Raw genomic sequence first — 14,651 nt, 5'->3', positions numbered from 1 at the left:
CGAACGTGCCCGGATCGGTCAGAATCGGCGCCTCCCCTTGATTTCTGGAATGCCATGGCCGGTGCCAGCCTGTTTGCGTTGCTTGACGATATCGCCGCCCTGCTCGATGACGTTTCGATATTGACCAAGGTGGCGGCCAAGAAGACCGCCGGCGTGCTCGGCGACGACCTGGCGCTGAACGCGCAGCAGGTGACCGGGGTCAACGCCAACCGTGAATTGCCGGTGGTGTGGGCGGTGGCCAAGGGCTCGCTGGTCAACAAGGCGATCCTGGTGCCGGCAGCGCTGGTGATCAGCGCGCTGGAAGCATGGCTGAAAGCCAAGGGCTACCCGGTGCCGATCGTGGTGCCGCTGATGATGATCGGTGGTGCCTTCCTCTGCTACGAAGGCGTGGAGAAGCTGGCGCACCGGTTCCTGCATTCGAAGGAAGAGGACGAGCAGCAGAAGGCGGCGCGGGTCAAGGCGCTGGCCGACGACAAGGTCGACATGGTGGCGTGGGAGAAGGACAAGGTGAAGGGTGCGATCCGCACCGACTTCATCCTCTCGGCCGAAATCATCGTGCTGTCGCTGGGCGTGGTCGCGGCCGCGCCGTTCCTCAATCAGGTCACCGCGCTGGTGGTGATTGCATTGGGGATGACGGTGTTCGTGTACGGGCTGGTGGCGGGCATCGTGAAGCTGGATGACGTGGGCCTGTACCTGTCGAAGAAGGGCGGGGCGGTGGCCGCGTTCGGGCGTGGCCTGGTGGAATCGGCGCCGTGGCTGATGAAGTTCCTGTCGGTGGCCGGCACCCTGGCCATGTTCCTGGTCGGCGGCGGCATCCTGGTGCACAACGTGCCGGTGGTGCATCACCTCGTGCTGGACCTCGCCGGCAAGGTGGCGCCGTGGGGCTGGCTGGTGGAAGCGGGCGCGAACCTCGTCGTCGGCGTGATCGCCGGTGCGGTGGTGCTGGCGGCGGTCACCGGGTTCCAGAAACTGCGCGGGAAACCCGCCGCGCATTGATGCCATGCCCGGCTTGGCTGGCGTTCGTTCGGCTGCGGCCTTTCAGCCACGCAGGGCGTGGCTCTACCCGGCCTGTACGCGGTTCTTGCCTACGCGCTTGGCCGCGTACAACGCGGCGTCGGCGCGCTTGAGCAGGGTCTCGGCGTCTTCCCCCGGCACCCACTGGCTCAACCCCGCACTGAAATGCACCGGTACGCGCTGTCCGTCGAGCTGCAGCGGGCGCTGCGCCAGCGAGCGTTGCAGCCGCAGCAGGGTGGACATGCTGTCCGCGCCCGGGGTTTCCGGCATGAGCAGCACGAACTCGTCGCCACCGATGCGGGCGATGGTGTCGGTACTGCGCAGCAGCAGCTGGCACACCGTGACCAGGTGACGCAGCACGGCGTCGCCACCCGGGTGGCCGTAGCTGCTGTTGGTCTGGTGGAAGTCATCCAGGTCCAGCAACGCCAGCGCCAGCGGATGCCCGTGGCGGGTGGCGCGGGCCAGTTCGCGGTCGAGCAGTTCGTCGAAGCCGCGCCGGTTGAGCGCCCCGGTCAGCGGATCGGTGCGCACCAGCCCGGACACATCGCGCAGTTCCTGTTCCAGCACGGCGATGCGCGCCTCCGCCTGTTCGACCTCGCGGCGCGCGTTGCCCAGGTGGTCGCGCGCCTGCAGCGCCTGTTCCTGCACGCGCCCGGTGTCCTGCAGCACATCCTGCAGCAGCTGGTTGAGGTCGGCGATGCTGCGCGCCTCTTTCAAGGCCAGCGCGTAGCTGCTGATGCGGTCGTGGTACTCGCCGGTGCTGACCGCCATGCCATCCAGGCGCTCGATGAAGCCGCCCATCAGGCTCTTCATGGCGACCTTGGAGTCGGAGATGCCCTGCTTGAGCAGTCCCTGCTTGTAGATCACCTCGCGCAGGTTGGCGCGTGCCTGTTCCACCGAATCCCGATCCAGCGGACCGCTGATCAGTGACCGTACCGCATGTACCTGGCCGTGCAGCCAGCTGCTGTCGTCCAGCAGCTCGCCGATGTTGTCCAGCAGCAGGTCGAACAGGCTCAGCAGCAGTTCCTGCTGTTCCTGCCAGCCATCGCTGCGCACGCCGATCTGGTGGGTCAGCTCGCGCAGCCGCAGTTCCAGCGGCTGCAGCGGCTGGCCCGGATGCCACTGGCGCAGCTCGGCGGCGATCTGCACCGGCTCGTCCTTCAGCTCGGGCATGTTCTGCAGCAGGCTGGCCACGGTGACGCCGAGGGTGTGGCGCAGCAGTTCGCGCAGGCGCAGGCTGTCGGGCTGGCCATCGGGGCTGTCCTGCTCGATGGTGCGGATGTACTTGTCGATCAGCTGGCGCATCGCGCGGCCATAGCTGACCCAGTCGGCGCTGCGCTGCGCCGACTGCAGGCGCTGGCCCATGTCGCCCAGTTCGCCGGGCAGGGTGGACATGCCGTGGGCGAAGGCGGCCAGCAGCGGTTCGGGCTGCTCGGCCCCGGCAAACAGGCGCTGCAGCATGGCGCTGCTGCCGCCCTTGGGGCCGGGAGCCTCCACGACCGCGTCCACGGCGGTACTGGCCGCCTGTCGCCGCGACAGGAGCCGGCCCACGGCAGTACCGGGGCTGGGAGAAGCGTCGTGCGGGTCCTTCATGCGGCGGGTCCTGGGCGGGGCACCGGCCAGGGCGGCCGGACGGGTGGAAGCGTTGGAACAGTATCGGCGCCGCGGTCGCCGGCTTGAACCCGGCGCTGTGCCACGATGGTAGGCAAACCGACGGCTGGAGTATGCGATGAAGGTGATGCTGGTGGGCGCGACCGGGCTGGTCGGCGGGCAGGTACTGCAGCAGCTGCTCGACGACGTGCGCTGCGACGCGGTGGTAGCGCCCACGCGGCGCGCGTTGGGCCTGGCCAACCCCGCCCTGCTCAATCCGGTCGTGGACTTCGAACAGCTGCCGGCCGATGCCGCCTGGTGGGCGGTGGACGCGGTGATCTGCGCGCTGGGCAGTACGATCAAGCAGGCCGGCAGCCGTGAGTCCTTCGCCCGCATCGACCACGACTACCCGCTGCGGGTGGCCGGGCAGGCCAGGGCCCATGGTGCGCATGCGTTCGTGCTGAACTCGGCGATGGGTGCGGATGCCGGATCGCGGATCTTCTACAACCAGGTCAAGGGTCGGCTCGAGCAGGACCTGCGCGCGCTGGGCTATCCCTCGCTGACGCTGGTGCGGCCGGGGCTGATCGGCGGCGAACGGGCCAAGCGGCGCACCGGCGAGCACCTGGCCAGCCTGGTACTGGGCGCGTTGGGTCCGGTGCTGCCACGCGCCTGGCGGATCAATCCGGCCGGGCGCATCGCCGCCGCGATGGTGGACGCGGCGCTGGTGCCGCGCCCGGGTGTGCACGTGATCGGATCCGCCGAGCTGGTCTGACGCCGGGCCGCTCCACGGGCGCGACACCCCCGGTAGAGCCACGCCCTGCGTGGCTGCGCGGTCCCGGATCCAAGAGCAGCCACCCATGGGGTGGCTCTACATGAAAAAAGAGCCGGGCATGCCCGGCTCTGTGACGCGTGCCCACCGACGGTATGCCCGCCGTTGGCGAGCCACCTTTACTGGGCCAGCGCCAGGTCATCCAGCATCGCGCGCAGGAAGCGCGCGGCTTCGCCACCGGTGGCGGCGCGGTGGTCGAACGTCACCGACAGCGGAATCACTTTGTGCGCTTCCACGCCGCCCATCACCGGGGTCATCTGGTGGCGGGCACGGCCGGCACCGACGATGGCCACGCACGGCGGCACCACGACCGGGGTCGCGTAGCGGCCGGCGAACATGCCGAAGTTGGACAGCGAGATGGTGTAGCCGCTGAGTTCGGACGCCGCGATCGCACGCGATTCGACCTGCTCACGCAGGCGGTTGACGCCCTCGCGGATGCCACGCGCATCGAGCACGTCGGCATTGCGCAGGGCGGGCACGAACAGGCCGTCGTCGGTGTCTACCGCAATGCCCACGTCCACGTGCGCGTGCAGCGTACGGGTCAGCGCATCACCGTCGAACCACGCATTCAAGGCGGGCACCTTCTGGCAGCCGACCACGATGGCACGCACCAGGCGCGCGGTCACGTCGTTGCCCGGCACCCAGGCGTGGATGTCGGCATCGTCGTTCAGGGTGGTCGGGACGACCTTGCTGTGCGCGTCGGCCATCACCCGCGCCATGTTGCGGCGCACGCCCTTGAGCTGTTCCGGCTGGCCCTTGACGACCACACCCGGCGGCTGCGTACGCATCGGCTTGCCGGCCGCGGACAGCGGCGCGCGTGCCTCGCCCGGACGGGCGGCCGGCGCGGGGGCGGCAACCGGCGCAGCGGCGACCGCTGCCGGTGCGGCACCGATCTTCGCGCTGCCATCGGCGGCGGCCTGCTTGACGTCGGCCATGGTCACCGCGCCATCGCTGCCGGTAGCACGCACGCGGGTGAGGTCCACGCCGAGCTTGCGCGCGGTGGCGCGCACGGCCGGCACGGCCTTCACTCCGCCCACCGCCACCGCCTGTTCGGCATGCACGGCGTTGGAGCTCTGCATCGCGCCGACCACGGTGCCGGCGTCATCGCGCTCGGCGCCGGGCTTGGCGATCTCGCCGCCGTCATCGGAGGCCACGACCTTGTCCGGCTGGGCCGCGGCGGTCTGCCCGGTGCTGGGCGTCGGCGCCGGGGCGGCATGGCCGTGGCTGTGGCCGGTGTCCTGGCCATCGGCGCGCTGCGGCAGGTTCGGGTCCAGTTCGAACTGGGCCAGCACGCTACCGGTGGGAATGATGTCGCCGGCGCCGCCGGCCAGCTTCAGTACCTTGCCGGAGAACGGCGAGGGCACTTCGACCACGGCCTTGGCGGTCTCCATCGAGACCAGCGGCTCGTCCAGCGTGATCACGTCGCCTTCCTTGACGAACCACTCGACGATGGTGGCGTCGGGCAGGCCTTCGCCGAGGTCGGGCAGGTGGAAATTCTTGTTCTCACTCATGTGCAGTTCTCTTCCAGCAGTTCGAGATCGCGGGCCGGCAGCCAACCCGTCGCGCCGTTCGCGCGTTCGGACCACCACCAGCCGCCGTGTTCATGATGCAGTTTGACCAGTTCGCCGCTGTCCACATCCAGTTCGCGGGCGTCGTAGTCGCGCAGTGCCTCCGCGCGACCCTCGTCCAACCGCTGCAACCACGCTACCGGTGCCCAGCCGGCACGCCCGTCATCGGTGCGTACCCAGGCAAACGCCGGCCATTCCTCGTCACGAACACCCAGTTCGACGATCTGGCCGGTGCGGAACCGGAGCGGGTTGGGATACTGGCTGCGGTACGGGCCTAGAAGACGGGCCCGCATGTCAGCCCGCCGCCACCGCGCGTTTGGCCGCGCTGACGATCCGGTCCACGCTTGGCAGGTACTTCATTTCCAGGCGGAACAGCGGAATGTGGGTGTCATAGCCGGTGACGCGCTCGACCGGTGCCAGCAGGTCGTACAGCGATTCCTCGGCCAGGCGCGCGGCGATTTCCGCGCCGAAGCCCGCGGTCTTGGGGGCCTCCTGCACGATCACGCAGCGGCCGGTCTTGGCCACCGATTCGGCGATGGTGGCGAAGTCGAGCGGGCGCAGCGTGGCCACGTCGATCACTTCGGCACTGATGCCTTCGCCGGCCAGCTTGTCGGCCGCTTCCAGCGCTTCCTTCACCTGCGCGCCCCAGGTCACCAGGGTCACGTCGGTGCCATCGCGCAGCACGAAGCACACGTCCAGCGGCAGGGCTTCGCCGTCATTGACGACGACTTCCTTGTACTGGCGGTAGATGCGCTTGGGCTCCATGTAGATCACCGGATCCGGCTCGCGGATCGCGGCCAGCAGCAGGCCATAGGCACGCTGCGGCGAGGACGGCAGCACTACGCGCAGGCCCGGCACGTTGGTGAAGATCGACTCGTTGGCCTCGCTGTGGTGCTCCGGGGCGCGGATGCCGCCGCCCCACGGCACGCGCAGCACCATCGGGCAGTGCAGGCGGCCACGGGTGCGGTAACGCAGGCGCGCGGCATGGCAGATGATGTGGTCGACCATCGGGTACATGAAGCCGTCGAACTGCGCTTCGGCGACCGGCTTCATGCCCTGCGCGGCCAGGCCGATGGTCAGGCCGGCAATGGTGGTTTCATCCAGCGGGGTGTCCAGGATGCGGTCGGCGCCGAAGCGCTGCTGCAGGCCGGCGGTGGCGCGGAACACGCCGCCGTTGACGCCCACGTCCTCGCCCAGCACCAGCACCGACTTGTCGTGCTCCAGCTCCCAGGCCAGCGCCTGGGTGATGGCTTCGATGAGGGTGATCGGGGTCGTGGTCATGGTTTCTTCTCCGCGCGCGATGGCGGCGCTGTCGGCGGCATTGGTCTGTGCGCTGGCCGCGCCGTTCTTGATCTCATCCATGGCGCTGCTCCAGGGCGATCGCCTGCGCACGCTGGGCCAGCAGGTCCTGCGGCGGATCGGCATACAGGAAGTCGAACATCGCCTCGACCGGCTGCACCGGGGTGTTGAGGTACAGGTTCACTTCCTCGTCCACGCGCTTGCCGCACTCGACGGTCCACGCGGCTTCTTCTTCTTCGCTCCACACGCCCGCATTGGTGAGGTACTTGCGCAGGCGCAGCATGGGCTCGCGCTGCCACGCGTCCTTCACTTCGGCGTCGTCGCGGTAGCGGCGCGCGTCGTCGGCGGTGGTGTGGTCGGACAGGCGGTAGGTCATCAGTTCCAGCACGGTGCCGCCGTCGCCGGCCAGCGCGCGCTCGCGCGCCTGCAGCATGGCGGCCATCACCGCGATCAGGTCGTTGCCGTCCACCTGCAGGCAGAACAGGCCACCGGCCAGGCCCTTCTGCGCCAGCGTCTCGGCACCGGTCTGGGCCGAGCGGGGCACCGAGATGGCCCAGCCGTTGTTCACGATGCACAGGATCAGCGGGAGCTTGTAGGCACCGGCCGAGTTGAGCGCCGCATAGAAGTCGGTCTTGGAGCTGCCACCGTCGCCGCAGACGGCCACGGCGATCTGCTTCTCCTGGTTGAGCTTGAACTTCAGCGCGGCACCGGCGGCATGCAGGCACTGGGTGGAAATCGGCACGCAGAACGGGAAGTCCTTGGCGGCATTGCCACCGTAGTCGTTGCCGCGCTCATCGCCGCCCCAGTACATCAGCACGTCACGCGGGCGTACGCCACGCATGAACATCGCGCCGTACTCGCGGTAGGAGGGCGCGAACACGTCGTCCTTCTGCATCGAGGCACCGATGCCCACGTGCGCGGCTTCGTGGCCCAGGCAGGCCGCGTAGGTCCCCAGCTTGCCGGTGCGCTGCAGCGCGATCGACTTGCCGTCGAACACGCGCACGAACAGCATCTGCTTGAACATCGGCAGCAGGGCGCGCGGATCGCGCAGGGCTTCAGGCAGGTCATCGCGGACGAGCGTGCCGTCCGTGTCCAGGTACTGGAGATATTCGATCTTGAACTCAGCGGCAACCGTCATTGCGTACTGCACCTTCGACAGGAAGTTACAAATGATATGAATTGCCATGTTAAGGAAGGCGTACGAAAAAGCCGTCCTGCGGCGCAGCAAGTGTCCCGGTGGACAGGCTGCCGGTATACGCCTCCGGGGCCGGAAATGCCAATACCTGCAACGTATTCAGTTGCTCCAACGGGGCATGAGCGGGTACTGGACGGGCGGGGGTGCGACGCCGGGTCGCTGGCCCGGGCGCGCAGAAATCCGGCGCGTGCCGGCACCAGACGCCGGCGCATGGACCCGGTCGCCCGGGAGCGCATGCTCTGCGCTACCCTTTGACCCCCTCAAGCGGTCCCCGCCATGTCTGTCGACAAGAACCAACGCGACCTCGAAGCCGGTATCCACACCGACCTGGAGGGGCGCCTGACGTATGGCGGCTACCTGCGGCTGGACCAGCTGCTCTCGGCGCAGCAGCCGCTGTCCAACCCGCCGCACCACGACGAGATGCTCTTCATCATCCAGCACCAGACCTCGGAGCTGTGGCTGAAGCTGCTGGCCCATGAGCTGCGTGCGGCGATCGGGTTCCTGCAGCGCGACGAGGTCTGGCAGTGCCGCAAGGTGCTGGCGCGCAGCAAGCAGGTGCTGCGCCAGCTGACCGAGCAGTGGTCGGTGCTGGAGACCCTGACCCCGTCCGAATACATGGGCTTCCGCGACGTGCTGGGCCCGTCGTCGGGCTTCCAGTCGCTGCAGTACCGCTACATCGAGTTCCTGCTGGGCAACAAGAACGCCCAGATGCTGCAGGTGTTCTCGCACGACCCGGCCGGCCAGGCGCAGCTGCAGCAGGTGCTGGACGCGCCCAGCCTGTACGAGGAGTTCCTGCGCTACCTGGCGCGCTTCGGCCATCCCATTCCGGCCGGGTACCAGGCCCGCGACTGGCAGCTGCCGCACGTGGCCGACGACGCCCTGCACCCGGTGTTCGAGCGGATCTACCAGAACACCGACCGCTTCTGGCGCGAGTACTCGCTGTGCGAGGACCTGGTGGACCTGGAGACCGCCTTCCAGCTGTGGCGCTTCCGCCACATGCGCACGGTGATGCGGGTGATCGGCTTCAAGCGCGGTACCGGCGGCTCCAGCGGGGTGGGGTTCCTGCGCCAGGCGCTGGAGCTGACGTTCTTCCCGGAGCTGTTCCAGGTGCGCACCACGATCCGCAACGACGACCCGATGCCGCCGGACGCCTGATCCGGCGGTACGCCGGGGCTGGCCTATTCATGTTTTACCCCGGCATCCGCCTTAGGGTGCGGCAGGCCCCGCCGTTGCTGCGCTGGCGGGGCAGGCGGGCAGTTTCAGATGCAAGTTCAGCGACCGTGCCGCCAGCGGCAGCCATCGGTGTGTATTTGACGTGAACGCCGTTGTTCTGGGATTCTCCCGCGTTGTCTCGCACATCGGACGTGCATGTCTTCCACCGAACCCAGGAATCCCGCATGAGCGTAGACGCCGCCGCGAAATCCGTTCCCGATCCGGCGCTGCCGGAGTTCAAGACCACGCTGGGCCATCCGCGCCCGCTGTGGATGCTGTTCATGACCGAGTTCTGGGAGCGCTTCGCGTTCTACGGGATCCGCTGGGCGCTGGTGCTGTACATCGTGGCCCAGTTCTTCGATGGCGATTCGGCCGGCCAAGCGGCCGCCAGCCGCACCTACGGCGCCTACCTGGCGCTGGTGTACGCCGCCGCCATCTTCGGTGGCTATGTCGCCGACCGGGTGCTGGGCTATCAACGCTCGATCCTGACCGGCGCGGTGATCATGGCCGCCGGCCTGTTCATGGTGGCCATGCCCAACAAGGAGGTGTTCGAATTCGGCCTGGCCACGATCATCATCGGCAACGGCCTGTTCAAGCCGAACATTTCCACCATGGTCGGCAAGCTGTACGGCCTGAAGGATGAGCGCCGCGATTCGGGCTTCACCATCTTCTACATGGGCATCAACGTCGGCGCGATGATCGCCCCGGTGCTCACCCAGTTCCTGGCCGAGAAGGTCTTCGGTACCGAGGCGATGCCGTCCTACAAGATGGTGTTCATCGCATCGGGCATCGGCATGCTGCTCAGCCTGGTGTGGTTCTACATCGGCCGCGCCGGCCTGAAGGGGATCGGTGCGCCGCCGGCCGGCGGCGAAGGCATGGGCCGCGTGGTGATGGTGTTCGTCGGTTCGCTGGTCGCCATTCCGGTTGCCTATTTCCTTCTGTCCACCGGCGCCACCGCGCTGGCCTGGATCCTCGGGGTGCTGTTCGTGGCGCTGGGCGTGCTGCTGCTGGTGGAAGGCATCCGCGAGGGCAAGGTGCAGCGCGATCGTGTGATCGCCATGCTGATCATCTTCGCCTTCAACGTGATGTTCTGGATGTTCTTCGAACAGGCCGGCAGCTCCTTCACCTTCCTGGCCGACAACATCGTCAACCGCAACCTCGGTGGCTGGACCTTCCCGACCGCGTGGTTCCAGTCGGTGAACTCGGTCGCCATCATCGCGCTGGCCCCGATCGTGGCCTGGACCTGGATCAAGCTGGGTCGTGCCAATCCGTCCATCCCGCGCAAGTTCGGCCTGGGCCTGCTGTTCAACGGCGCGGCCTTCGCACTGCTGATGCTGGCGCTGTCCTCCATGGTCGTGGACGGCAAGATCCCGTTCTGGACGCTGTTCATGGTCTACGTGATCCAGTCGGTCGGTGAGCTGTGCCTGTCGCCGATCGGCCTGTCGATGGTGACCAAGCTGGCCCCGGTGCGCCTGGTCGGCTTCGGCATGGGTGGCTGGTTCCTGTCCACCGGCATCGGCAACAACCTGTCGGGCATTTTTGCCGGCGCGGTGAGCGGCGAAAGTGGCATGACCGTCGAGTCCGCGCTGAAGGGCTACACCTTCGGCTTCTGGGCGTTGATTGGTTCGGGCGCGGTGCTGTTCCTGATCGCCCCGTTGATCAACAAGCTGATGCACGGCGTCAAGTGAGGTCGGCGATGCGCATGAAGACGTGGTGTTCCTCGATGATGGTGGCCGGCCTGTTGTGCGCCTGCTCGCCCTCCCCGGCGCCCACTGCCGAGCGTGCGCAACCGCTGGATACCACCGAGCAGACGCCACCTGTGGCCGATCCCGGCCAACCGGTGGCGTCGGGCAACACCCCGGCCGCGGCGGATGTCGCCGCGGTCGCCGGGCTCAACGCGCAGTTCGACCCGGCCCGCGATCCCGTCGCGGACCTGGCCACGGCCAAGGTCGAGGCCCAGCGCGGCGGCAAGCGCATCGTGCTGGACGTGGGCGGTGAGTGGTGCTCCTGGTGCCACCTGCTCGACGCGTTCATCGAGGGCGATGCGGAGATCCGCAGCTTCCGCGATGCCAACTACGTGTGGATGAAGGTCAACTACAGCGAAGACAACGAGAACGCGGCATTCCTCGCGCAGTTCCCGACGATCAAGGGCTACCCGCACCTGTTCGTGCTCGACGCGCAGGGCAAACTGCTGCATTCGCAGTTCACCGGCGAGCTGGAGGCCGACAAGGGCCAGCCCAAGGGCTACAACCGCGAGCGGTTCGTCGCTTTCATGAAGGACTGGGCGCCCGCCAAGGCGCCGTGATGGAACGAAAATGCCGCGATCATCGCGGCATTTTTTTTACACCAGCTCACAGCTGCCAAACGTCTCCGTCTCCGGATGCGGGCCCGCCTCGCGCTCGAGGTGGCAGACGAACCGCAACGGTCGTCCCTCTACCTCGCCCAGCCGGTCGTAGTTGTGCTTGGCCAGGAACCAGCCCTTGTGCTCCTTGCCCTGGTATCGCAGCGTGATGCGCTGGACGATGACCGGCTCGTGCGGAATCAGTCCGGCCGTCCACGACCTGCCGGTTGCTTCGGGAAAGTGGAAACGCCCCTGCGCGTCTGTCGTCACGGTGTGGGTGCGTTTCAGGTCGCCCCAGCGCCAGTGGTAGTCCTGTTCGACCTCCACCCCCTGCACCGGTTGGCCGTTCAACAGCACCGTGCCCTGCACCTCGGAAAACAGATACAGCGTCTTCGAAAAAGCCATCGCCCATCCTGGTGTGAGAAGTCCTGCCAGCAGCAGGCAGACGCACGTGCACCGCATCCGTTTGGTGATTGCGAACATCCTGTTGCCTGCCTCCCTGGTCAAGCGGCCATGGTCGCATCATTGGCCTCGCGAGCGGAACCCGCCCCCTCAACTTCCGCGCGGCACTGCCGCTATCTCCAAGGACCTCATGCCGCGCTGTTCGTGGCGCACAACCGACGGATCGACACGCATGCAGACGGGCACCAGTGACAGCACCGCCGAAACCACCCTTGATGCACCGACGGGCGTGAGCCTGCCGCCGGTCGACGCGCTGCTGGACGACCACGGCGCGCTCGACGCCGCCGACGTGCCGGCCGCGGGCAGCATCCACTACCGGCTGCCGCTGGTGGCGGTGCCGGACAACGTGCTGCTGAAGGCGGCGGTGCAGAAGCTGGTCGAGCAGAAGGCGCAGCTGGATGCGCTGGCGCGCAATCCGGCGCTGACCGGGCTGTTGCCCGCCGAGTGGCAGGGGAGTGGCAGCCGTGCGGTGGACCTGCAGTCCTTCGTGCTGGCGGTGCTGCCGTTCCTGCAGAACGCGGCCAAGGCCGAAACCGCACCCGCGCGCCTGCCGCTGCGGCACGTGCTGGGCGACAACGGCCGCTGGGACCACAGCGACGTGGCCGAACCCAAGTCGCTGGCGTTCTTCCTGGCCAGCGATGACCGCGCGAGCGCCGGGGTGAAGGACCCCGCCGAGGCGTATCTGATCGGCGCCCTCGGCCTGGCGTGGGCCCACGAGGGCCGCACCCGCCCTGGCTTCCTGCGCCACATGGGGTACGACAGCATGGCCGCCCGCGTGCACCTGCTGCCCTACCCGGAACCGGGCCAGCTGGCCCTGTACAGCGTGGTGGCGCATGGCGTCGCGCAGGTCTGGTGCGTGCTGGACCGGCGCAAGCTGCGCCCGCTGCTGGCGCCCTGGCTCAGCCTGCCACTGCTCACCGCCTATGGCGTCGCCGCGCCCGTGGCCTGGCCGGGCTCCTACCCGCCGGTGGACGACGTGGCGCAGATGCTGGCCACGGTACGGGCCGGCAAGGGGCCGGTGGAGGTGGACCTGGTCAAGGTGGCGGCCAAGGTGGCACAGGACGCCTCCGGCGAGACCTGGATGCCGGTAAGCCTGCTCCAGGTGGGCACCTGGGCACCGCGCTGGCGCTACTTCCTGGCCACCTTCATCGCGTTGCCGGCCGCCCTGCTGGTCATCGCGGCGTTGGCCCTGCCGGGTGCGCTGGAAGCCGCTGCGGTGGCGGCGTCATTGGGGCTGGCGGCCGGTGCCATCGGCGCCCTGGCGGCACCGTGGGTGCATGCGCGTCGGAAACACCTCAGTTGAATGTGTGACGACCAACGGTCGTCACCCACCCGCGGCAGGTACCAGGCGTTGCCCGGTACGTGCTCCGCTCAGCCCTCGTCCATCTTCTGCAGGCCTTCGCCGGCCAGGCGCAGGATCAGCGTTTCCAGCAGCTGTTCCTCTTCCTCGCTGAGCACCGACATCAGCTTGCGGGTGATCTCGATCACCAGCGGGGCGATGGTCTCGTAGACCTCGAAACCGGCCGCCGACAGCGCCAGCACCGAACGGCGGCGGTCGTCGCCATGGGTTTCACGCTTGATGAAGCCGCGTTCGAGCAGTCTGGCCACGGCCCGGCTGACCGCGACCTTGTCCATGGCCGTGCGGTCGGAGACCTCGCTGGCCGAGGAGCCCGGGTACAGCGCCAGGATGGTGATCACCCGCCATTCGGGGATGGCCAGTCCGTACCGGTCGCCGTACAGCTTGGCGATGTTGCCGCTGACCCGGTTGGACAAGACGCTGAGCCGGTACGGCAGGAACTGCTCCAGATCGAGCAGGGCGTGCGACGCGCGGATGCTGTGGCTGCTGGGATCGGGCGGGCTCATGCTGCGGTGCACCTTGATGGTGGTTTCATGTGAAACTATAACCCTTCTTTCCGGACCCCGCATTCTCGCGGGTCTGCCTTCCGCCCGCACCTGGTTTTTTTCCGGGGGTGGGCCGCTTTGGAGCCATGTCATGAGCAGCCAGCCCAGCACCGCGTCGCACGCCCCCAACCCGGGCATGCAGGTCACCACCTTCGAGAACCCGATGGGAATCGATGGGTTCGAATTCGTCGAATTCGCCGCGCCGGCCGGTCGTGGCGCCGAACTGCATGCCTACTTCCGCAAGATGGGCTTCACCGCCGTGCTGCGCCACAAGCAGCGTGCCATCACCGTATATCGCCAGGGCGACGTCAACTTCCTGGTCAACGAAGAGCCCGATTCGTTCGCGTCGGATTTCGCCGAAAAGCACGGACCGTGCGCCTGTGGCTTCGCCATCCGCTTCCAGAAGCCCGGTGAAGAGGTGTTCCAGATGGCGCTGGGCAACGGCGCCGAGCCGATCGACTTCAAGCCCGAATCCAAGGCCGTGCCGGCGCCGGTCATCAAGGGCATCGGCGACTGCATGCTGTACCTGGTGGACACCTATGGCGCCAACGGCAGCATGTTCGACACCGACTATGCCCCGATTGAAGGCGTCGACCCGCGTCCGACCGGGTTCGGCCTGACCTTCATCGACCACCTGACCCACAACCTGTACTTCGGCAACATGCAGCAGTGGTCGGACTACTACGAGCGCCTGTTCAACTTCCGTGAGATCCGCTACTTCGACATCAAGGGCCTCAAGACCGGCCTGGTGTCCAAGGCGATGACCGCGCCGGACGGCATCGTGCGCATTCCGCTGAACGAATCGTCCGATCCCAAGAGCCAGATCAACGAATACCTGGATGCGTACAAGGGCGAGGGCATCCAGCACATCGCCTGCTTCACCGAAAACATCTACGACACCGTCGAGGCGATGCGTGCACAGGGCGTGGAATTCCTGGATACGCCCGATACCTACTTCGACGTGATCGACATGCGCGTGCCGGGCCACGGCGAAGACGTTGCGCGCCTGGCGAAGAACAAGATCCTGATCGATGCCGACCCGGAGACCAAGCAGCGCAAACTGCTGCAGATCTTCACCACCAACTGCATCGGGCCGATCTTCTTCGAGATCATCCAGCGCAAGGGCAACGAAGGCTTCGGCGAAGGCAACTTCACCGCGCTGTTCGAGAGCATCGAGCGCGACCAGATCAAGCGCGGCGTGCTGTAACGTCCACCACGTGCGCCGGCGTCGTCCGGCAC

14 protein-coding genes are annotated in these 14,651 nt (G+C 67.5%); 7 read left to right on the top strand and 7 right to left on the bottom strand.

Features of this window, described 5'->3' with window-relative positions:
- Positions 1–54 precede the first annotated feature (54 nt).
- Complete coding sequence (locus AC3ITN_RS18230; RefSeq protein ID WP_489391424.1) at positions 55–996, top strand: DUF808 domain-containing protein; 942 nt, start codon at positions 55–57, stop codon at positions 994–996.
- A gap of 63 nt (positions 997–1,059) precedes the next feature.
- On the opposite strand, the gene AC3ITN_RS18225 is transcribed toward AC3ITN_RS18230, so the two are convergent.
- Positions 1,060–2,607, bottom strand: a complete 1,548-nt coding sequence (locus AC3ITN_RS18225; RefSeq protein WP_489391423.1) for a GGDEF domain-containing protein — start codon at positions 2,605–2,607, stop codon at positions 1,060–1,062.
- Positions 2,608–2,743: 136 nt separating this feature from the next.
- Here AC3ITN_RS18225 and AC3ITN_RS18220 point away from each other — a divergent pair, with 136 nt between their 5' ends.
- Positions 2,744–3,376, top strand: a complete 633-nt coding sequence (locus AC3ITN_RS18220) for an NAD(P)H-binding protein (protein ID WP_489391422.1) — start codon at positions 2,744–2,746, stop codon at positions 3,374–3,376.
- Positions 3,377–3,552: 176 nt separating this feature from the next.
- Here the strand turns inward: AC3ITN_RS18220 and AC3ITN_RS18215 are convergent, their stop codons facing one another.
- The 4 genes from AC3ITN_RS18215 to pdhA are packed head-to-tail and all read right to left on the bottom strand — an operon-like array spanning position 3,553 to position 7,438.
- Positions 3,553–4,944 carry a dihydrolipoamide acetyltransferase family protein gene (locus tag AC3ITN_RS18215; protein WP_489391421.1) on the bottom strand — a complete coding sequence of 464 codons (1,392 nt, stop codon included), beginning with the start codon at positions 4,942–4,944 and terminating at the stop codon, positions 3,553–3,555.
- A complete protein-coding gene (locus tag AC3ITN_RS18210; RefSeq protein WP_313345406.1) occupies positions 4,941–5,294 on the bottom strand; it encodes an SH3 domain-containing protein in 354 nt (117 codons plus the stop codon). The genes AC3ITN_RS18215 and AC3ITN_RS18210 overlap by 4 nt, the downstream gene beginning before the upstream one ends.
- Position 5,295: 1 nt before the next feature.
- Positions 5,296–6,363 carry an alpha-ketoacid dehydrogenase subunit beta gene (locus tag AC3ITN_RS18205; RefSeq protein WP_313345403.1) on the bottom strand — a complete coding sequence of 356 codons (1,068 nt, stop codon included), beginning with the start codon at positions 6,361–6,363 and terminating at the stop codon, positions 5,296–5,298.
- Entirely contained in the window at positions 6,356–7,438 is a 1,083-nt protein-coding gene (pdhA, locus tag AC3ITN_RS18200) for a pyruvate dehydrogenase (acetyl-transferring) E1 component subunit alpha (protein WP_313345400.1), read from the bottom strand. Before pdhA ends, AC3ITN_RS18205 begins: the two co-directional genes overlap by 8 nt.
- A gap of 333 nt (positions 7,439–7,771) precedes the next feature.
- Between pdhA and AC3ITN_RS18195 the strand changes: the two genes are divergently transcribed.
- The 3 genes from AC3ITN_RS18195 to AC3ITN_RS18185 all read left to right on the top strand — a co-directional run bounded on the left by AC3ITN_RS18195 (position 7,772) and on the right by AC3ITN_RS18185 (position 11,012).
- Complete coding sequence (locus tag AC3ITN_RS18195; RefSeq protein ID WP_313345398.1) at positions 7,772–8,650, top strand: tryptophan 2,3-dioxygenase; 879 nt, start codon at positions 7,772–7,774, stop codon at positions 8,648–8,650.
- A 242-nt stretch (positions 8,651–8,892) separates the two neighbouring features.
- Positions 8,893–10,395 (top strand): peptide MFS transporter, encoded by a 1,503-nt coding sequence (locus AC3ITN_RS18190; protein WP_313345395.1) that lies wholly within the window; start codon positions 8,893–8,895, stop codon positions 10,393–10,395.
- 8 nt (positions 10,396–10,403) lie between these two features.
- Complete coding sequence (locus AC3ITN_RS18185; RefSeq protein WP_489391420.1) at positions 10,404–11,012, top strand: thioredoxin family protein; 609 nt, start codon at positions 10,404–10,406, stop codon at positions 11,010–11,012.
- Between the two features lie 36 nt (positions 11,013–11,048).
- Here AC3ITN_RS18185 and AC3ITN_RS18180 read toward each other — a convergent pair whose 3' ends face one another.
- Complete coding sequence (locus AC3ITN_RS18180; RefSeq protein ID WP_313345389.1) at positions 11,049–11,453, bottom strand: DUF6795 domain-containing protein; 405 nt, start codon at positions 11,451–11,453, stop codon at positions 11,049–11,051.
- Positions 11,454–11,682: 229 nt separating this feature from the next.
- Between AC3ITN_RS18180 and AC3ITN_RS18175 the strand changes: the two genes are divergently transcribed.
- Positions 11,683–12,813, top strand: coding sequence for a hypothetical protein (locus AC3ITN_RS18175; protein WP_489391419.1), 1,131 nt, complete (start codon positions 11,683–11,685; stop codon positions 12,811–12,813).
- A gap of 68 nt (positions 12,814–12,881) precedes the next feature.
- Here AC3ITN_RS18175 and AC3ITN_RS18170 read toward each other — a convergent pair whose 3' ends face one another.
- Positions 12,882–13,373 (bottom strand): MarR family winged helix-turn-helix transcriptional regulator, encoded by a 492-nt coding sequence (locus tag AC3ITN_RS18170; protein ID WP_313345383.1) that lies wholly within the window; start codon positions 13,371–13,373, stop codon positions 12,882–12,884.
- 130 nt (positions 13,374–13,503) lie between these two features.
- On the opposite strand from AC3ITN_RS18170, the gene hppD reads away from it, so the two are divergent.
- Positions 13,504–14,619 (top strand): 4-hydroxyphenylpyruvate dioxygenase, encoded by a 1,116-nt coding sequence (hppD, locus tag AC3ITN_RS18165; RefSeq protein ID WP_489391418.1) that lies wholly within the window; start codon positions 13,504–13,506, stop codon positions 14,617–14,619.
- Positions 14,620–14,651: the final 32 nt, after the last annotated feature.

The organism is Stenotrophomonas sp. KH_036_B, from assembly GCF_057839485.1.
This window is presented reverse-complemented; position numbering and strand designations above follow the sequence as displayed.